Source organism: Pseudomonas sp. AN-1 (assembly GCF_034057115.1).
In the GTDB taxonomy this organism is placed as follows: Bacteria; Pseudomonadota; Gammaproteobacteria; order Pseudomonadales; family Pseudomonadaceae; genus Geopseudomonas.
In genome coordinates this window covers 2,463,771-2,482,109 of record NZ_CP139195.1, presented here as the reverse complement: position 1 = coordinate 2,482,109, position 18,339 = coordinate 2,463,771, and the positions used below count along the sequence as shown (strand labels likewise).

21 protein-coding genes are annotated in these 18,339 nt (G+C 69.9%); 10 read left to right on the top strand and 11 right to left on the bottom strand.

Translation table 11 applies throughout. From position 1 onward, the window contains the following. Positions 1–59 precede the first annotated feature (59 nt). From SK095_RS11600 to SK095_RS11580, 5 genes are all read right to left on the bottom strand, one after another. Entirely contained in the window at positions 60–452 is a 393-nt protein-coding gene (locus SK095_RS11600; RefSeq protein WP_136491737.1) for a globin, read from the bottom strand. An 80-nt stretch (positions 453–532) separates the two neighbouring features. After that, positions 533–736, bottom strand: coding sequence for a DUF2788 domain-containing protein (locus SK095_RS11595; RefSeq protein ID WP_136491736.1), 204 nt, complete (start codon positions 734–736; stop codon positions 533–535). 174 nt (positions 737–910) lie between these two features. Then, positions 911–1,387 carry an Lrp/AsnC family transcriptional regulator gene (locus SK095_RS11590; protein ID WP_136491735.1) on the bottom strand — a complete coding sequence of 159 codons (477 nt, stop codon included), beginning with the start codon at positions 1,385–1,387 and terminating at the stop codon, positions 911–913. Positions 1,388–1,710: 323 nt separating this feature from the next. Beyond that, a complete protein-coding gene (locus SK095_RS11585) occupies positions 1,711–2,583 on the bottom strand; it encodes a cation diffusion facilitator family transporter (protein ID WP_320546393.1) in 873 nt (290 codons plus the stop codon). A gap of 11 nt (positions 2,584–2,594) precedes the next feature. Further along, positions 2,595–3,011: a polyribonucleotide nucleotidyltransferase gene (locus SK095_RS11580; RefSeq protein ID WP_320546392.1), complete on the bottom strand. Its 417-nt coding sequence runs from the start codon at positions 3,009–3,011 to the stop codon at positions 2,595–2,597. Between the two features lie 126 nt (positions 3,012–3,137). On the opposite strand from SK095_RS11580, the gene hrpB reads away from it, so the two are divergent. The 6 genes from hrpB to SK095_RS11550 all read left to right on the top strand — a co-directional run bounded on the left by hrpB (position 3,138) and on the right by SK095_RS11550 (position 9,858). Continuing rightward, complete coding sequence (gene hrpB / locus SK095_RS11575) at positions 3,138–5,702, top strand: ATP-dependent helicase HrpB (protein ID WP_320546391.1); 2,565 nt, start codon at positions 3,138–3,140, stop codon at positions 5,700–5,702. Between the two features lie 200 nt (positions 5,703–5,902). Continuing rightward, positions 5,903–6,649, top strand: a complete 747-nt coding sequence (locus tag SK095_RS11570; RefSeq protein ID WP_136489640.1) for a sulfite exporter TauE/SafE family protein — start codon at positions 5,903–5,905, stop codon at positions 6,647–6,649. Between the two features lie 112 nt (positions 6,650–6,761). Further along, positions 6,762–7,001 carry a CDGSH iron-sulfur domain-containing protein gene (locus SK095_RS11565; protein WP_201487889.1) on the top strand — a complete coding sequence of 80 codons (240 nt, stop codon included), beginning with the start codon at positions 6,762–6,764 and terminating at the stop codon, positions 6,999–7,001. Positions 7,002–7,032: 31 nt separating this feature from the next. Beyond that, complete coding sequence (locus SK095_RS11560; protein ID WP_320546390.1) at positions 7,033–7,872, top strand: SDR family oxidoreductase; 840 nt, start codon at positions 7,033–7,035, stop codon at positions 7,870–7,872. A gap of 106 nt (positions 7,873–7,978) precedes the next feature. Next, the gene (locus SK095_RS11555) at positions 7,979–8,455 is read left to right on the top strand and encodes an NYN domain-containing protein (protein ID WP_236574830.1); all 477 of its coding nucleotides are present in this window, start codon (positions 7,979–7,981) and stop codon (positions 8,453–8,455) included. A gap of 68 nt (positions 8,456–8,523) precedes the next feature. Further along, entirely contained in the window at positions 8,524–9,858 is a 1,335-nt protein-coding gene (locus SK095_RS11550; RefSeq protein WP_320546389.1) for a DEAD/DEAH box helicase, read from the top strand. Between the two features lie 3 nt (positions 9,859–9,861). Here the strand turns inward: SK095_RS11550 and SK095_RS11545 are convergent, their stop codons facing one another. Then, positions 9,862–10,902, bottom strand: a complete 1,041-nt coding sequence (locus SK095_RS11545) for a double zinc ribbon domain-containing protein (RefSeq protein ID WP_201487893.1) — start codon at positions 10,900–10,902, stop codon at positions 9,862–9,864. 158 nt (positions 10,903–11,060) lie between these two features. On the opposite strand from SK095_RS11545, the gene SK095_RS11540 reads away from it, so the two are divergent. Both SK095_RS11540 and SK095_RS11535 read left to right on the top strand, forming a co-directional pair. Further along, positions 11,061–12,209, top strand: a complete 1,149-nt coding sequence (locus SK095_RS11540) for a pyridoxal phosphate-dependent aminotransferase (RefSeq protein ID WP_320546388.1) — start codon at positions 11,061–11,063, stop codon at positions 12,207–12,209. Positions 12,210–12,298: 89 nt separating this feature from the next. Next, a complete protein-coding gene (locus SK095_RS11535; RefSeq protein WP_320546387.1) occupies positions 12,299–13,093 on the top strand; it encodes an amidohydrolase in 795 nt (264 codons plus the stop codon). Positions 13,094–13,206: 113 nt separating this feature from the next. On the opposite strand, the gene SK095_RS11530 is transcribed toward SK095_RS11535, so the two are convergent. Beyond that, positions 13,207–13,395: a hypothetical protein gene (locus SK095_RS11530; protein WP_320546386.1), complete on the bottom strand. Its 189-nt coding sequence runs from the start codon at positions 13,393–13,395 to the stop codon at positions 13,207–13,209. Between the two features lie 65 nt (positions 13,396–13,460). On the opposite strand from SK095_RS11530, the gene SK095_RS11525 reads away from it, so the two are divergent. Continuing rightward, complete coding sequence (locus SK095_RS11525) at positions 13,461–13,994, top strand: flavin reductase family protein (protein ID WP_320546385.1); 534 nt, start codon at positions 13,461–13,463, stop codon at positions 13,992–13,994. Here the strand turns inward: SK095_RS11525 and SK095_RS11520 are convergent. From SK095_RS11520 to SK095_RS11510, 3 genes are all read right to left on the bottom strand, one after another. Further along, positions 13,991–14,359 carry a DUF2784 domain-containing protein gene (locus SK095_RS11520; protein WP_320546384.1) on the bottom strand — a complete coding sequence of 123 codons (369 nt, stop codon included), beginning with the start codon at positions 14,357–14,359 and terminating at the stop codon, positions 13,991–13,993. The two genes, SK095_RS11525 and SK095_RS11520, sit on opposite strands and share 4 nt — an antisense overlap. Before the next feature lie 2 nt (positions 14,360–14,361). Then, positions 14,362–14,721: a cupin domain-containing protein gene (locus tag SK095_RS11515; protein WP_136489629.1), complete on the bottom strand. Its 360-nt coding sequence runs from the start codon at positions 14,719–14,721 to the stop codon at positions 14,362–14,364. A 112-nt stretch (positions 14,722–14,833) separates the two neighbouring features. Next, positions 14,834–16,012 carry an MFS transporter gene (locus SK095_RS11510; RefSeq protein WP_320546383.1) on the bottom strand — a complete coding sequence of 393 codons (1,179 nt, stop codon included), beginning with the start codon at positions 16,010–16,012 and terminating at the stop codon, positions 14,834–14,836. 170 nt (positions 16,013–16,182) lie between these two features. Between SK095_RS11510 and SK095_RS11505 the strand changes: the two genes are divergently transcribed. Further along, positions 16,183–17,568: an IS4 family transposase gene (locus SK095_RS11505; RefSeq protein WP_320546382.1), complete on the top strand. Its 1,386-nt coding sequence runs from the start codon at positions 16,183–16,185 to the stop codon at positions 17,566–17,568. A gap of 100 nt (positions 17,569–17,668) precedes the next feature. On the opposite strand, the gene SK095_RS11500 is transcribed toward SK095_RS11505, so the two are convergent. After that, positions 17,669–18,280, bottom strand: coding sequence for a DUF2238 domain-containing protein (locus tag SK095_RS11500; protein WP_320546381.1), 612 nt, complete (start codon positions 18,278–18,280; stop codon positions 17,669–17,671). Positions 18,281–18,339: the final 59 nt, after the last annotated feature.

Sequence of the window (18,339 nt, the reverse complement as noted above, 5' to 3'; positions counted from 1 at the left end):
GCCGCGGGAGGCGGGTGGGGCGGTCGCTGCACGACCCGCGCCACCCGCGAGGACATCGATCAGTAGAACGACTTGATCAGGTTGATGCCCTTGCCCAGCACTTCGCGCCAGGCGATCAGGTCTTCCTGGGCGGCTTGGGCGTCATGCTGCTTGACCGCCAGCAGCAGCGAGTCCAGCCACAGGTCGTAGAGTTCCGGGCGGATGTCGAAGCCTTCGCGCGAATGGCTCTGGCCGAGGGCGCGCAGCTTGGTGTCGGACATGCCGCGGGCGTACAGCACCAGGTTGAGGATGCCCGCGCGCAGCAGGTGCTTCTGCGCGGTCATGTCGGTGTTGGTGAACTTTTCGCGAATCGCCGGCGAACTGGAAAGGAAGTGCTGGTAGAAGGTATCGAAGAAGTTCGGGCTGGCGCAGCAGCGTCCGTAACTCTGCATCACACGGTTGGCGGGGGTCATGATTATCCTTCGGGGCAATAGGCGCTCACCCCGTCGCGTCATCCTGGCGACAGGGGAAGGCCTTGCGGGTGCTTCGGGGGTTACATGCCTTCGAGGCTGCCGATCACCAGGCTCTTGATGACGAAGCCGAGTACGCCCAAACCGAGGGCAAAGAAGAGAATCGCGGTGCCGAACTTGCCGGCATTGGATTTTTTCGCCAGATCCCAGACGATGAAAGCCATGAAACCGACCAGAGCCACGATGAGGCCGGTCATCATCCAGTGTTCGAATACTTCGGGGTCCATCATCCCTCCTGCAGGATTGTCTGAAAGCGATCAGGGGGTGGGCGATGTTGTTATATCTATCAGGCCACGCAGGCATGCGTACAAAAACGCGGGCGGATTATAGACCCTCCGCTGGTGCGGGCAAATTCAAAAATGCGACAGCGTCACAAAACCGTCGGCCGGTAGCGCCGCTGGTCAGCGCAGGTGCTCCAGCGGCAGCTCGGTGCCGGCCAGCACCTGGTTGAGCACGAAGCTCGAACGCACGCTGGATACCCCCTCGATGCGGGTCAGGGTGCCGAGCAGGAACTGCTGGTAGTGATCCATGTCCGGCACCACCACCTTGAGCTGATAGTCCGCCTCCATGCCGGTGACCAGGCTGCACTCCAGCACCTGCGGGCACTGGCGGATCACCGACTCGAAGTGGGCGAAGCGCTCCGGGGTGTGACGGTCCATGCCGACCAGCACGTAGACGGTGAGGGTCAGGCCGAGCTTCTTGCGGTCGAGCAGGGCGACCTGGCGCAGGATGTAGCCGTCGTCCTCCAGTTGTCTGACTCGCCGCGAACAGGGCGAGGGCGACAGGCCGATGCGCTCGGCCAGCTCCTGGTTGGAGATGCGTGCATCGCGCTGCAGTTCGGCGAGGATGCGCAGGTCGTAGCGGTCGAGCTTGCTCATGGTGATGGTTCGTTGTGTAAATATTGCGCTGATCTTTTACTGATTGGCGGATACTTGCGCAAGGGCTGGGATTCTGTGCAATTTTCGCAAGCACCTGCTGCATCGGCGAGCGTACAGTTTGAATCAGTTTCACGGCCCGGACGCTCACCCCGCGCAGAGCCCAATCAGGCACCGCGCCACCGCCGCCGACCCACGAGGTCGCGGTCCCAGGCCCGCACCGCCCACCAGGCGCTGCGCAGAGCAGGCAGCCACCCGCCGCCGCACTCCGGAAGAAACCACCTTGAAGGGGCCGTCAGGCCCCTTCTTCTTGTCCGCGCGCAGGCTCAGTGCTGCGGGTCGGCGTGCACCAGCACCTCGGCGCGCGGGAACTCGGCGCGGATGGCCAGCTCGGCCGCCTCGCAGAGGTCGTGGGCCTGCTGCAGGGTCAGGCTGGCCGGCAGGTCGAGGTGCAGTTGGACGAACCAGTGGGTGCCGGACATGCGCGTGCGCAGGTCGTGGGCGCCGAGCACGCCGGGCACGCTCTGCGCCAGCAGCAGCATGCGCTCGCTGGTTTCCAGCGGCAGCTCCTCGTCCATCAGCACCGATGCTGACTCGCGGACGATGCCCAGCGCGCTCCACAGGATGTACAGGGCGATGCCGATGCCGAACAGCGCGTCGGCGCGCTGCCAGCCCCAGGCGGCGAGCAGCAGGGCGGCGAGGATGCTGGCGTTGAGCAGCAGGTCCGAGGCGTAGTGCAGCGAGTCGGCGCGGATCGCCGTGGAGCCGGTGACCTTGACCACGTGGCGCTGGAACAGCAGCAGGCCGAAGGTCATCGCCAGCGACAGCAGGATCACCGCCACGCCGACCCCGGTCGCCTCGACCGGCTGCGGCTCCTGCAGACGCTCGAAGCCGCGGATGCCGACCAGCACCGCGCTGATGGCGATGAACACCGCCTGGCCGAGACCGGCCAGCGCCTCGGCCTTGCCGTGGCCGTAGCGGTGGTTTTCGTCGGCCGGCTGCAGCGCGTAGTGCACCGCGATCAGGTTGACCAGCGAGGCGGCGCCGTCGAGCAGGGAGTCGGTAAGACCGGCGAGCAGGCTGACCGAGCCGCTCAGCCACCAAGCGACGGCCTTGGCGGCCACCAGGGTCAGGGCGGTGGCCAGGGCGGCAGCCGAGGCCAGGCGCATCAGGCGGCCGTGTTCGCGGCTCAGACTCATAGTGGGACTCCTCAGGCGGCCGGGGGCAGGCCGTAGGCGGCCAGCTGTTCGACGCTGCCGCCATGGCGGATCAGGCGCGGGTCGTCCAGCGGCAGGTCGCGGGCCAGCTCCTGTTGGAGGATGGCGCGCAGGCGGACAGGATCGACGCGGCCATCGCTGCCGACGGCTTCCTGCAGGCGCTCCGGCGCCACCGAGTAGCGCCCTTCCGGCAGGTAGATGGCGCCGGTGCCGAAGTCGATGGCGAAGGCGATCAGTCCAGGAATCACGAAGAACAGGATGCCGATGGCGTCCAGTGCGGCGATGGCCGGGTCGATCTGGCCTTTCAGCTGGCCGCGGCGATCGGGATAGAACAGGGTGCCGCAGCCGCTCAGCTGGGCGAGCAGGGTGGCGGCGAGCACGCCGCTGACGATCCGCTGCGAAGTACGCATGCATCTTCTCCTTGGGGGACGGCTCCTGAAAACGGCGCACAGTGTACGCGCTTGCCGATGACACCCGGAAGGCTGGCGCTTCGCCGCTATAATCGCCGCCCTTGCCGTCAGCCGTTGCGAGTGCCCATGAGCCTGTCCTCCGCCCTGCCCATCGATGCCGTGCTGCCCGAACTGCGCGCCGCGCTCGCCGAGCGCCACGAGGCGGTGCTGGAGGCGCCGCCCGGCGCCGGCAAGACCACCCGCGTGCCGCTGGCGCTGCTCGACGAGCCGTGGCTGGCCGGGCAGACCATCGTCATGCTCGAACCGCGCCGGCTGGCCGCGCGCGCCGCCGCCGAGCGTCTGGCCAGCGAGCTGGGCGAGAAGGTCGGCGAGACGGTCGGCTATCGCATCCGCCTGGACAGCAAGGTCGGCCCGCGCACGCGCATCGAGGTGGTCACCGAGGGCATCCTCGCCCGCCGCCTGCAGGACGATCCGGGCCTGGAGGGCGTCGGCCTGGTGATATTCGACGAATTCCACGAGCGCAGCCTCGATGCCGACCTGGCCCTGGCGCTGACCCTCAGCGGCCGCGAGCTGCTGCGCGAGGGGCCGCCGCTGCGGGTGCTGCCGATGTCGGCGACCCTCGAGGGCGAGCGTCTGGCCGCGCTGCTCGGCGACGCGCCGGTGGTGCGCAGCGAGGGGCGCATGTTCCCGGTGGACATCCAGTGGGGCCGCGCCGCCCAGCCCGGCGAGGCGCTGGAGCCGCGGGTGGTGCAGACCGTGCTGCAGGCGCTGGCCGAGCAGGGCGGCAGCCTGCTGGTGTTCCTGCCCGGCCAGGCCGAGATCCGCCGCGTGCAGGCGGCGCTGGAGGAGGCGCTCGGCACGCGTGCCGACATCCTGCTCTGCCCGCTGCACAGCGAGCTGGAGCTGGCCGCCCAGCGCGCCGCCATCGAGCCGGCGCCGGCCGGTACGCGCAAGGTGGTGCTGGCCACCAACATCGCCGAGACCAGCCTGACCATCGACGGCGTGCGCGTGGTGGTCGACGCCGGCCTGGAGCGGGTGCCGCGTTTCGACCCGGCCAGCGGCATGACCCGCCTGGACACCCAGCGCATCGCGCGCGCCTCGGCGACCCAGCGCGCCGGCCGCGCCGGCCGCCTGGAGCCGGGGGTGTGCTACCGCCTGTGGTCGCAGACCCAGCACGAGCAGCTGGCCGCCCACGGCAGCGCCGAGATCCTCCAGGCCGACCTGGCCGGCCTGGCCCTGCAGCTGGCGCGCTGGGGCGTCGACGACGCCAGCGAGCTGGTCTGGCTCGACCCGCCGCCGGCCGCCGCGCTGGCCCAGGCCCGCGAGCTGCTGCAGCGCCTCGGCGCGCTGGAGCCGCGCGGCAAGGGCTGGGCGCTGACCGCCCACGGCCAGGCGATGGCCACGCTGCCGACCCATCCGCGCCTCGCCCACCTGCTGCTGCGCGGGCAGGTGCTCGGCCTCGGCGCGCTGGCCGCCGACCTCGCCGCGCTGCTGTCCGAGCGGGACATCCTGCGTAGCAGCGGTGGCGCCGACCTGCACACTCGCATCGCCCTGCTCGCCGGCGATTCGCGCGCGGCGCGTGGCGCCCAGCGGGGTGCCGCCCAAGGCGGCGTGCAGCGCGCGCGCCAGCTGGCCCGCCAGTTCCGCAGCCTCCTGCCGAGAAAGGTCGAACAGGCGGTGGCCGATCCCGAACATCCGCGCTGGCTCGGCTGCCTGCTGGCCTTCGCCTATCCCGACCGCATCGCCCGCCAGCGCCGCGCAGGCTCAGCCGACTACCGCCTGGCCAACGGCCGCGCGGCGCAGTTCGGTGAGCCCGATGCGCTGATGAAGCACGAGTGGCTGGTGATCGCCGACCTGGGCAGCCGCCAGGGCCAGCGCGAGGAGCGCATCTACCTGGCGACCGACCTCGACCCGGCGCTGTTCGACGGCCCACTGGCCGAGCAGGTCAGCGCCAGCGAGGTGCTCGACTGGGACGAGCGCGAGGGCGTGCTGCGCGCCGAGCGCCAGCGCAAGGTCGGCGAGCTGGTGCTGTCCAGCGAGGCGCTCGCCGGGCTGGACGAGGCCGCCCGCGGCCGCGCGCTGATCAATCTGGTGCGGCGCAAGGGCCTGGAGCTGCTGGCGTGGACGCCGGAGCTGCGCCAGTGGCAGGCGCGGGTGGCGCTGCTGCGTCGCCTCGACCTGGCGGACAGGGGCGCCAGCGAATGGCCGGACGTCTCCGACAGCGCCCTGCTGGCGACGCTGGAGGACTGGCTGCTGCCGTACCTGGGCAGGGTCAGCCGCCTCAGCCACTTCGCCGCCCTGGACCTTTCGGCGATCCTCCACGGCCTGCTGCCCTGGCCGCTGCCGCAGCGCCTCGACGAGCTGGCGCCCAGGACCCTCGAGGTGCCGTCCGGATCGAAGGTCCGTCTCGACTACGCCGAGGAGCCGCCGGTGCTGGCGGTGCGCCTGCAGGAGCTGTTCGGCCTGGCCGCCACGCCGCGCATCGCCGGCGGGCGCCTCGGCGTCAAGCTGCACCTGCTGTCGCCGGCGCAGCGCCCGGTGCAGGTCACCCAGGATCTGGCCAGCTTCTGGGCCAACACCTACGCCGAGGTGAAGAAGGACCTCAAGGGCAGGTATCCCAAGCACTACTGGCCGGACGATCCGCTGGTCGCCGAGCCCACCGCGCGGGCCAAGCCGCGCAAGGCGACCTGAGGAGGGGTGATCGTGCCCACGCTCCGCGTGGGCATGCACGCCGGAGCCGCACCTGCGGCTGGACGCGGAGCGTCCATGGCTCGGGCTCCCACGCAGAGCGTAGGAGCCATCAATCGGGAGCGGGGAGGCAGGCGCTCTCGCTATCCCCTTTCCCGGCAGCTTCCTACAATGCCCGCTCCTTTCCTGTCTCGAGCCATGCCATGGACCTGCTGCCCGCATCCCTCTCCCTGCTCGACGCCGGCATCCTGATCGCCACCGCCGGCTTCACCTCGCTGCTCACCGGCGCCATGGGCATCGGCGGCGGGGTGCTGCTGCTGGCGATCATGGCCGGCATCGTCCCGGCCGCGGCGCTGATCCCGGTGCACGGCCTGGTGCAGCTCGGCTCCAACGGCAACCGCGCCTGGATGACCCGCCGGCACATCGACCGCGGCCTGCTCGGGCGCTTCGCCCTCGGCGCGCTGGGTGGCGCGCTGCTGGCCTCGCTGATCGTCGTCCAGCTGCCGCTGCAGTGGATCCAGTTCAGCGTCGCCGCCTTCATCCTCTACCTGGTCTGGGGGCCCAAGCCGGGGCAGCGCAGCCTGGGTGCCGGCGGGCAGTTGCTGGCCGGCGGCTTCACCACCCTGGTGTCGATGTTCGTCGGCGCCACCGGGCCGCTGGTGGCCGGTTTCCTCCACCGCCACGACATGGACAAGCTGGCCACCACCGCGACCTTCGCCGCCTGCATGAGCGCCCAGCACCTGCTGAAGATGGCGGTGTTCTCGGCGGTCGGCTTCGCCTTCTGGGACTGGCTGCCGCTGGTGGCGGCGATGATCCTCGCCGGCATGGCCGGCACCTGGCTCGGCCTGAAGCTGCTCGACCGCATGCCGGCGGCACAGTTCAAGCGCATCTTCGCCTGGGTCGTGACCCTGATGGCGCTGCGCCTGCTGTGGCAGGCGAGCGGATTCTGAGGACGGCGCGCCCGGGTGGCGTATCCACCGGGTGGCGATCCACCGGGTGGCGTACCCACCGCTCGTCGGGCGGCTATGCTGGAAGGGCACAGCAGCCCGAGGGAGGTGCAGCATGTCCGAACCCCATATCGCCCAGCGCGGCCCCTATGCGGTGGAGGTCGAGGCCGGCAAGGAATACTGGTGGTGCCGCTGCGGCCGCAGCCAGAGCCAGCCGTTCTGCGACGGCTCGCACAAGGTCGGGCCCTTCCGCCCGCTGCGCTACCTCGCTCCGCGCAGCGAGACCCTGTACTTCTGCGGCTGCAAGCACAGCGCCACGCCGCCGCTGTGCGACGGCAGCCACAAGCTGTTGTAGGCTGAAGTTCCGGACACGCCAGGAGGGCCCCATGCGCCGAGTCATCCGCAAGGTATTCCGCAGCAAGGTATTCGACCGCAAGGTGGTGCTGATCACCGGCGCCTGCGCCGGCATCGGCCGCGCGCTGGCGCTGCGCTTCGCCCAGGGCGGCGCGCGCCTGGTGCTGCTCGATCTCGACCAGGCGGCGCTGGACAGCCTGGCCCAGCACCTGGCCGACCACCACAACGCCGAGACCCTGGCGCTGCGCTGCGACGTCGCCGACGCCCAGGCGGTGCAGGCGGCGGTGGCCCTGGCGGTGGAGCGCTTCGGCGGCATCGACGTGCTGGTCAACAACGCCGCCATCGCCCAGAGCAGCCCGTTCGCCCGGACCGATCTGGCCGTGTTCGAGCGGGTCATGGCGGTCAATTTCTTCGGCGCGCTGCACTGCACCCAGGCGGCGCTGCCGAGCATCCTCGCCCGTCGCGGGCAGATCATCGTGATGAGCTCGCTGTCCGGTTTCGCCCCGATGCTGCACCGCAGCGCCTACAACGCCAGCAAGCACGCCCTGCACGGCCTGTTCGACACCCTGCGCCTGGAGCTGGACGGCAGCGGCGTCAACGTCATGCTGGTGTGCCCCGGCTTCACCGCCACCGACCTGCGCAGGCACGCGCTGGTCGGCGACGGCTCGGTGACGCCGTCGCCGCTGCCCTTCGTCGGCAAGGTCTATGCGCCGCAGGACACCGCCGAGGCCATCTACCGCGGCGCGGTGCGCCGCAGGCGCCTGCTGGTGCTGTCCAACGTCAACTGGGTCGCCCGCCTGCTGGCGCGCCTCGCCCCGCGGCTGTTCGAGCGGCTGCTGGTGCCGCGCTTGTCGGGGCTGAAACCCTCGTAGGGACGAATCGATTCGCCGGACCTGGCCGCGCTGGCGAATGAATTCGCCCCTGCAGGCTGCGGATTGGCCGGATAATGGTTGGGCCGCCACGCCACAAGGAATCCCGTTGAAGACCATCGCCCTGTTCGCCGACGTGCAGAACCTCTACTACACCGTGCGCCAGGCCCACGGCTGCCACTTCGACTACGCCGCGCTGTGGCGCGAAGTGGCGGCGCGCGGGCAGGTCGTCGAGGCCTACGCCTACGCCATCGAGCGCGGCGACCCGCGCCAGCAGCAGTTCCAGCAGACCCTGCGCCGGCTCGGCTTCACCGTGAAGCTCAAGCCGTACATCCAGCGCAGCGACGGCAGCGCCAAGGGCGACTGGGACGTCGGCATCACCATCGACGTGCTCGACGCCGCGGCGCGGGTCGACGAGGTGGTGCTGGCCTCCGGCGACGGCGACTTCGACCTGCTGCTCGAGCGCGTGCGCCGTGGCGGCACCGAGGCCACCGTCTACGGCGTGCCGGGCCTCACCGCGCAGTCGCTGCTGCGCGCCGCCGACCGCTACGTGCCGATCGAGGGCAGCCTGCTGCTGCGCGGCTGATCGACGCCGTACGAACGAGCGATTGCAGGTAAACTGGCGCCCTGTTTTCCCTGCCGGTTGCCCCTGCCATGACCTTCGCCTCCCTCGGCCTGATCGAGCCGCTGCTGCGCGCCCTCGACGCCCTCGACTACAAAACGCCCACGCCGGTGCAGAGCCAGGCGATCCCCGCCGTGCTCAAGGGCCGCGACCTGATGGCGGCGGCGCAGACCGGCACCGGCAAGACCGCCGGCTTCGCCCTGCCGCTGCTGCAGCGCCTGAGCATGGCAGGGCAGGTGGCGCCCAACTCGGTGCGCGCGCTGGTGCTGGTGCCGACCCGCGAGCTGGCCGAGCAGGTCCACGAGAGCTTCCGCGTCTACGGCCAGCACCTGCCGCTGCGCACCCTGGCGGCCTACGGAGGGGTGAGCATCAACCCGCAGATGATGCGCCTGCGCAAGGGCGTCGACGTGCTGGTGGCCACCCCCGGCCGCCTGCTCGACCTGTTTCGCCAGAATGCGGTGCGCTTCGAGCAGGTAGAGACCCTGGTGCTCGACGAGGCCGACCGCATGCTCGACCTGGGTTTTTCCCGCGAGCTCAACGAGCTGTTCGCCATGCTGCCGCGGCGCCGGCAGACCCTGCTGTTCTCGGCGACCTTCTCGGAGACCATCCGCGAGCTGGCCCGCGTGCTGCTGCGCGACCCGCTGAGCATCGAGGTCAGCCCACGCAACGCCGCGGCGCAGTCGGTCAGGCAGTGGCTGATCCCGGTGGACAAGAAGCGCAAGAGCGAGCTGTTCTGCCACCTGCTCAAGGCGCGGCGCTGGGGCCAGGTGCTGGTGTTCGTCAAGACCCGCAAGGGCGTCGACGAGCTGGTCGGCGAGCTGCAGCATCTGGGCGTCAGCGCCGATGCGATCCACGGCGACAAGCCGCAGCCGGCGCGCCTGCGCGCGCTGGAGCGCTTCAAGGCCGGCGAGGTGCAGGTGCTGGTGGCCACCGACGTGGCGGCGCGCGGCCTGGACATCGACGACCTGCCGCTGGTGGTCAACTTCGACCTGCCGATCGTCGCCGAGGATTACGTGCACCGCATCGGCCGCACCGGCCGCGCCGGCGCCAGCGGCGAGGCGCTCTCGCTGGTGTGCGCCGACGAGGTGCAGCTGCTCGCCGCCATCGAGCTGCTGATCCGCCAGGTGCTGCCGCGCCGCGACGAGCCGGACTTCATCCCCGACCACCGCGTGCCGCAGACCACCATCGACGGCCAGGTGGTGAAGAAGCCGAAGAAGCCCAAGAAACCCAAGATCGAACTGGGCAAGCCGGGCAAGGCCGGCAAGCCGCTGGGCAACTGGATCGACAGCAGCGAACCCAGGGTCAAGGCGGTGCGCAAGATGCCCAGCCTGGGCGGCGGCGCCAAGCGTCCGGCGAAGAAGAAGTAGCGGCTACGGCCGCTGCGCGCTGCTGCCGCAGGCGAAGCAGAAGCGCGCGAAGGCGCTCTTGCGCGTCTGGCACTGCGTGCAGTGGTCGAACAGGCTGAGACCGCAGTGCTGGCAGAAGTCGATCTGCGGGTTGTCCAGCTCGACCGGCCGCTCGCAGCCGGGGCAGACCTTCTTGGCCAGGCGCAGCAGCGAGGTGTCGTAGGAGATCTCCTGGCGCCGCTCGGCATCGGGCTTGGCCTCGGCCTCCAGCTGGCGCTGGCGGTAGCGGTTGAACGCGACTATCGCCTGGCGGCCGACCAGCACGGTGATCGCCACGCCGACGATGTTGCGCACATAGCCGCCGTAGCTCGGCAGGTAGGGCACCAGTTCGACGAAGAACACGAACAGCGCGAAGTAGATGTAGCCCCACACGAAGGGCCACCAGGTGCTCTTGCGCTGGCGGGCGAACAGCCAGCCGGCGACCAGCAGCAGCGGCAGGGTGATCGCCAGGCGGATCAGGAACACCCTGAGTTCCTGCGCGCTCTGCTGGCTGCTCATCTGATCGAAGGCGGCGCTGCGCAGCGCGTCGAGCTGGCGCTGCGCGCGCTGTTGCGCCTGCTGGGCGTCGAGCAGGTGCTGCTGCTCGGCCTCCACCGTGCTGCGCACCTGGCGCTCGGCCAGGCGCAGGTGCTCCAGCGCCTCGGTGCGCTTGAGCAGCTCGTCGTCGCGGTCCGCCTGCTGGGTCACCTGGCGGCTGGCCAGCCAGGCGCTCAGGCTGTCGCGGGCGGTCTGGCTGTTCTGCCGCGCCGCCTCCAGCCTGAGGCGGCTCTGCTCCAGGGCGTCCTGGGCATCCTGGGCCAGCTCGTGCTGGCGCCTGATCTCCTGCTCGATGCGCTGGCTCGCCTCGTCGTCGAGGAAGTCCTCGACCGTGAAGCGCTGCTCGACCAGCGGCAGGTTCTTCACCACCGCGCCGCCGAGGTTGACCAGGAAGCCGGCGAACACCACGGCCACCGCCCACAGGATGAGGCGGAAGAACTTCTCGGAGCGGCGCTGGGCCTTGTTCATGGGGAGCATCCTTCCTTGCTGGACCGGGTCACAGCATAGCGCAGCGCTTTGGCGGGGCACCGGACGCAGCCGGCAGTTCCGCGCGCTGCGCAGCGGCTGCCCCGGGGCGGCGGATCGGCTATCCTCGCCGCTTGCGCTCCATGCCTTCAGGAACTGCGATGATCGTCAGCAAGCTGCCCAACGTCGGCACCACCATCTTCACCACCATGTCCCAGCTCGCCGCGCAGACCGGCGCTCTCAACCTGTCCCAGGGCTTTCCCGACTTCGACGGCCCGCAGGCGCTGCGCGAGGCGGTCGGCCGCCACGTGATGGCCGGGCACAACCAGTACGCGCCGATGACCGGCCTGCCGGCCCTGCGCGAGCAGGTGGCGGCGAAGATCTCCCGCAGCTACGGCCGCAGCGTGGACATGGACAGCGAGGTGACCATCACCCCCGGCGCCACCGAGGCGATCTTCTGCGCGGTGCAGGCGCTGGTACGCCCGGGCGACGAGGTGATCGTCTTCGACCCCTGCTACGACAGCTACGAGCCCTCGGTGGAGCTGGCCGGCGGGCGCTGCGTGCACGTGCCGCTGGCGCTGCCGGACTTCGCCATCGACTGGCAGCGTCTCAGCGATGCGATCAGCCCGCGCACCCGCCTGATCATCATCAACAGCCCGCACAACCCCAGCGGCGCGCTGATCTCCCGCGCCGAGCTGGACCAGTTGGCCGCGCTGATCCGCGACCGCGAGATCTACCTGATCAGCGACGAGGTCTACGAGCACCTGGTGTTCGACGGCGTGCAGCACGCCAGCGTGCTGGCCCACGAGGAGCTGTATGCGCGCGCCTTCGTGGTCAGCTCGTTCGGCAAGACCTACCACGTCACCGGCTGGAAGACCGGCTACGTGGTCGCGCCGCCGGCGCTCTCCGCCGAGCTGCGCAAGGTCCACCAGTTCGTCACCTTCTGCGGCATCACCCCGCTGCAGTGGGCGCTGGCCGACTACATGACCGCCCATCCCGAGCACGTCGACGAGCTGCCGGCCTTCTACCAGGCCAAGCGCGACCTGTTCTGCGACCTGCTGCAGGGTTCGCGCTTCACCTTCAAGCGCACCCCCGGCACCTACTTCCAGCTGGCCGACTACTCGGCGATCCGCGACGACCTGAACGACGTGGAGATGTCGCTGTGGCTGACCCGCGAGCACGGCGTGGCGACCATCCCGGTGTCGGTGTTCTACCAGACCCCGCCCGAGGGCCTGCGGCTGGTGCGCTTCTGCTTCGCCAAGCGCGAGGAAACCCTGCGCCAGGCCGCCGACAAGCTGTGCCGGGTTTGACCGGTAGGGTGCGCCATGCGCACCACGGATGAATGGTGCGCATGGCGCACCCTACGTCAGCCGACGATCAAGGATTTACGGAGATTCCCATGCGTGACCTGACCGCCTTGCCCGACCTCAAGCTGGCCCTGGTGCAGACCGCCCCGGTCTGGCAGGACCCGGCCGCCAACCATGCCCATTTCGCCCGCCTGCTCGACCAGGCTGAAGGCGCCGACCTGGTGATCCTGCCGGAGATGTTCTCCACCGGCTTCTCGATGGACGCCGCCGCGCTGGCCGAGGCCGAGGACGGCCCGAGCCGCGCCTGGCTGCTGGCGCAGGCCGCACGGCTGAACGCGGTGGTGGTCGGCAGCGTGATCACCCGCGCCAGCGACGGCAGCTACCGCAACCGCCTGTACTGGGCGCGCCCGGACGGCAGCTGCGCGCACTACGACAAGCGCCACCTGTTCCGCATGGCCGGCGAGCACGAACACTATGCGGCGGGCGAGCAGCGCGTGCTGCTGGAGCTGAAGGGCTGGAATGTGCGTCCGCTGGTCTGCTACGACCTGCGCTTCCCGGTGTGGAGCCGCGACCCGCACGACACCGATCTGCTGCTGTACATCGCCAGCTGGCCGGCGGCGCGGCGCAATCCGTGGAACCGCCTGCTGCCGGCGCGCGGCATCGAGAACCTGTGCTACGTGGCGGCGGTCAACCGCATCGGCGCCGACGGCAACGGCTATCCGCACGCCGGCGACAGCCAGGTGCTCGACTTCATGGGCGACAGCCTGCTGGATGCCGGCGAGGCCGAGGGGGTGTTCCACGTCACCCTGTCGGCTCAGGCGCTGGCCAAGTTCCGCACGCGCTTCCCGGCGTACCGGGATGCCGACGAGTTCGAGCTGAAGGGCTGAAGCCGGGCTTGCGCAGGGCGGGTTAGCCGCAACGCGGCGTAACCCGCCATGGCGGCCGGCAGGTCGTCTGTTGTGGGCGGGTCGTCGGGTCACTGCCTGCAGCCTGACCCGAACTACGCCTCCCTCTGCTCCTCGCGTACCAGATACGCCTGCTTGTGCCCGCGCGCCTCGTATTCGCGCATCGCTGCCTCGGCTGCGTCGCGGGTGGCGAAGCGGCGCATCGCCACCTCGTTGCCGTTGTCGTCGATGCGGTAGAGCAGCCAGCGCTCTCGCTCCGGGGCTGCTTCTGTCGAATCGTCCACGCGCCATGCCTCCCGCCGGGCTATGGTTGATCGGGCCAGTATCCTCCCCTGCCCGGAGCTGCCCGATGAAAGAATTCCTGCCCCTGGCCGAAGTCTACGCCATCCTCGAACCCGGCCCGGTGGTGCTGCTCAGCACCGCGCAGGCGGGGCGGGCCAACCTGATGCCGATGTCCTGGCACACGATGATGGAGTTCGAGCCGCCGCTGGTCGGCTGCGTGGTCAGCGCGGCCAACCATTCCTTCAAGGCGCTGGAGGCGACCGGCGAGTGCGTGCTCAACGTACCGACCGCCGAGCTGCTCGACCAGCTGGTGGCCTGCGGCAACAGCCATGGCGACCAGGTCGACAAGTTCGCCAGGTACGGCCTCACCGCGCTGCCCTCGGCGCAGGTGGCGGTGCCGCGGGTGGAGGAGTGCTGGGCGAACCTCGAATGCCGGGTGATCGATCGCCAGCTGGTCGGCAGCTACGACTTCTTCGTCCTCGAGGTGGTGCAGGCCTGGCACGACCCGGCGGTGAGCGCGCCGTGTACCCTGCACCACCGCGGCTACGGCCGCTTCATGATCGCCGGCGAGGAAGTGCAGACCGCCTCGAAGATGCGCTAGCTGCGGGCGCGCCGGCGGCGCCACACCCAGGCGTACACCGCCAGGTTCACCGCCAGCACGAAGGCCGCCAGCACGTACTGCACCGGCAGGGTCAGCCAGTCGGGGTAGAGCAGCGGCAGCAGGTAGTGTTCGACGAAGCCCTCGCTGTAGCCGGCCTCGCCGGCGCGCAGGCGCAGCTGCTGCTCCCAGGCGGTGAGCGGGCAGCCGCGGCCGGTCAGTTCGACGAAGATCGCCCAGGCCGCCGCCGGCGGGTGCAGCAGCAGGAGGCCGCGCCAGCAGGCCACCAGCAGGCCGCCGAGCAGGGCGAACAGCACGAAGGCCAGGTGCACGACCAGGATGGCGTCGGCGGCCAGGCCCCAGAGCATGGCTAGTGCGCCTTGGCGTAGTCGAGCATGCCCTGGAAGTCGACCACCACCGCCGGCTCGTCGCCGACCACCCAGGCATCGTGGCCCGAGGGCAGCAGCGACAGGTCGCCCGGCCCGCAGTCGAACTCGCTGCCGTCGTCCATCAGGATGTGCAGCACGCCGGAGACGTGGTACTGGAAGTGCGGCGCCTCGCAGCTTTTGGTCTTGGCGATCGGCTGCAGCGAGGTCGACCAGCGCCAGCCGGGCTCGAAGATGGCGCGGCCGACCGTGGCGCCGCCGATGGTGACCAGCTCCAGCCGGCCCTTGGGAAATTCCCGGACCTCGTCCGGTTTGCCGAAGTGCTTGAGTGCCGCCCTGTCCATGATCCACCTCCCGTTTGCAGGTGTCCTGGTGCCGGCTGCCCGTTGCAGTCGGGTCAACAGTTCAAGGTTAGGTCAGCCATGGTGGCGCCCGCGGCTGGTCGGACGCGCGGCGTCAGTGCAGTCCCAGCCGCTCGCGCGCCGGGCGCAGGTGCGGCAGCGGCCAGGCGGCGGCGATGGTCGCCAGCAGCAGGGCGACGCCGAGCAGCGGCAGCTGTGCCAGTGCGAGCTGGGCGCCCAGCCACAGGCCGCCGAACCAGGCGCCGCTGGCGTTGCCGAGGTTGAAGGCGGCGTGGCTGAGGGTGGCGGCCAGGCCCGCGGAGTCGCCGGCCTGTTCCACCAGCAGCAGCTGCAGCGGCGATGAGATGGCGAAGCTGGCCATGCCCCAGCACAGCAGCAGGGCCATGGTCGCCGGCGTGCTGTCGATGAGGACGAGCAGGCCAAGCAGGGCCAGGGCGCTTGCGCCCAGCGCCAGCGGCACGGCATGGCGCAGGCCGCGGTCGGCCAGGCGGCCGCCGAGCAGGTTGCCGAGGGTCAGGCCGACGCCGAACACCAGGAGGCCGGTGTTGCTCAGATTGGCCGACAGGCCGCCGGCCTCGCGCAGCAGCGGGCTGATGTAGGTGAACACGCTGAACAGCGCCACCGAGGACAGGCAGCAGATGGCCAAGGCGTGCAGCACCGGCCGGCGCAGCACGCCGCTCCAGGCGCCGCCGCCGTGGCCGGGTGCGCTCTGGCCGCGCGGCAGCCACGCCCACTGGGCGAGCAGGGTGCAGACGCCGCAGCCGGCCACGGCGAAGAAGGTCATCCGCCAGTTGCTGGCCTGGCCGAACCAGGCGCCCAGCGGTACGCCGAGCACGTTGGCGATGGTCAGGCCGCTGAGCACCAGGGCCATCGCCGAGGCGCGCCGCTGCGGCGGCGCCAGTTCGGCGGCGAGCAGGGTGGCGCAGCCGAAGAAGCCGGCGTGGCTGATGGCGGTGAACAGCCGCGCGGCGACCAGCCAGGCGTAGTCCGGCGCCAGCGCGCAGCCCAGGTTGCCGAGGGTGTAGGCGCCCATCAGCCACAGCAGCGCCCGCCGGCGCGGCAGGCGGCCGAGCAGCGGGCCGAGCAGCGGCGCGCCGACCACCACGCCCATGGCGTAGGCGCTGACCAGGAGGCCGGCGTCGGCCAGGCTGACGCCGAGGTCGCCGGCCACCTCGGGCAGCAGGCCCATGATGATGTATTCGCTGCTGCCGACCACGAAGCCGCCGAGGGCGAGGGCCAGCAGGGGCAGGGACAGCAGGGCTGGAGCGGACATGGGGCGGGGGATTCTCGGGAGTAGTGCCGAGGCGGCAGGTGACGCGGGAGGCGCATTCTAGCGCGGTACGCCGTGGCTGGGGCGTGTGGGTATGATCGTCCCCACGCTCCTGCGCTCGTCGTTATACACAAGTTCAGTCACCATCTTAGGTTTTCCGAGGGAGTACAGGGATGTCATCCGCGAGCTGGGCTGAGGAAGAGATGCGCACGGCAAACCTGGGCGATGAGCGATTGAATGCGCGTGTCGCCAAGCTGCTGGAGCAGTTGGGTGCAGATCCACGCAACAGCATTCCTACCGCTTGCCGGAGCTGGGCGGAGACGATGGCGGCCTACCGTTTCTTCGATAACGAGAAGGCCACTTTCGAAACAGTTTTGGCCCCCCATCGGGATGCCACCTTGCAGCGCATGGAGTGCTGCCCCGTGGTGCTGTTAGCCCAGGACACGACCGAGCTAGACAAGTGGGTGAATCTGGGCCCCAAGGGAGTGGGCACCATCAAGGAGAGGCAGAAGCATCCCCGCCGACTCCATCCGACCGTGGCATTCACACCGGAGCGGGTTTGTCTGGGCGTGGTGGCGGCCGAGTGGTGGCAGCGTGATGAGCCAAGCCCACGCAAGGAGCGGCGCGGAAAAGGAGTGGACGAGAAGGAAAGTCGACGCTGGATCGACAGCTACCAGAGCAGTTGTGCGCTACAGGGGCAGCTCCCGCAAAGCCAGGTCGTCAATCTCGCCGACGCCGAAGGTGATCTGTACGAGTGGTTCGTCGAGTATGAAGACGTCGCTGCGACGACACGGGCGCAATGGATTGTGCGCGCAGCACAGGATCGCCGCGTGCTGGGCGGTGCTGCCGACAAGCTGTGGGCCTCTGTGGCGGCGACGCCAAGCCTGGGGCAAGTCGAGGTTGAGGTACGGGCGCGCCCGAAACGTCCCGCCCGCCTGGCGCAGGTCACTCTGCGCTCTGCCAGTCTCACGCTGCAACCACCGTCCCGCGTCGGGCATCGCTTGCCTGAGGTCATGATCAATGCCGTCCTGGCTTGCGAGGAGCACCCGCCGGAGGGCGTCGAGCCGTTGGAGTGGTTGCTGCTGACAAGCCTGCCGGTGGAAGGCCTGGCCCAAGCCGTTACAGTCGTCGAATGGTATGCCGTGCGCTGGTGTATCGAGGTTTACTTCCACGTTCTGAAGAATGGTTGCCAGATCAATCGACTGCAGCTGGAGACCGAAGAGCGACTACTGCCCTGCATCGGGCTTTACCTGGTCGTGACATGGCGGGTGCTGTACAGCCTGATGTTGGGGCGAAGCTGTCCAGGTCTGAGCTGCGAGCTGGTGTTCGAGGCTCGGGAGTGGCGGGCCGCCTACATGGTGGCCAAGCGTTGCATGCCGCCACAGACTCCCCCCTCGCTGGGTGAGGTCGTGATGCTGATAGCCAGCCTGGGCGGCTATTTGGGGCGCAAGCACGATGGGCCACCCGGGCCCAAGGCAATGTGGACCGGGCTGCAGCGGTTGCGGGACTTTGTCATCGCTTTTGAGGCCCGCGACGCGCTCACCGGGACTTGTGTATAACGACGAGCGCTCCTGCGTGGGGATGCCGCAGGGGACGCTCCGCGTCCCATCGGCGCGGGAGCGCCGCGGGCTTGGCTCCCACGCGGGAGCGTGGGAGCGATCAAGGGCGCAACTGGGCGATCTGCCGGTCCTGCAGACGGGCGAGGCCGAGCAGGCCGGTGCTGGCGCCGATCAGCGCCCAGAACATGTCGGCCTGGGTGTCCCAGGGGTCGCCCTGGGTACCGAGGAAGTCGACGGCGCCGCCACCGGCGATCAGCGCCACCGCCCATTCGATCAGCTCGTAGACGGCGCTGATGGCCATCGCCACGCACAGCGAGAGGAAGGCCAGCATGCGCCCGGCGGCGAGGAAGCCCCCGCGCAGGAGGATCTCGCGGGCGATCAGCGCCGGCACGAAGCCCTGCATGAAGTGGCCGAGCTTGTCGTAGGGGTTGCGCGCAAGATCCAGCAGTTCCTGCACCCAGAAGCCGGCCGGCACCCGCGCGTAGGTGTAGGCGCCGCCGAGGATCAGCACCAGGCAGTGCAGGGCGATCAGCCAGTAGAGCAGGTCGGTGAGCGGGAAGCGCCGGTAGCTGGCCAGCAGCAGCGGCGCGGCGATCAGCACCGGCGAGACCTCCAGCCACCAGGTGGGGCGGTCGTAGGGCGAGATGCCGGAGACGATCAGCGCGGCCAGTACCGTCAGGCCCAGTGCCGCGTGCAAAGATCCGTGTCGCATCGCCGTCTCCTTCAGCCAGCTCGTCGTCACCTTAGCCCGCAGTGCCCGGCGTCGTCCAT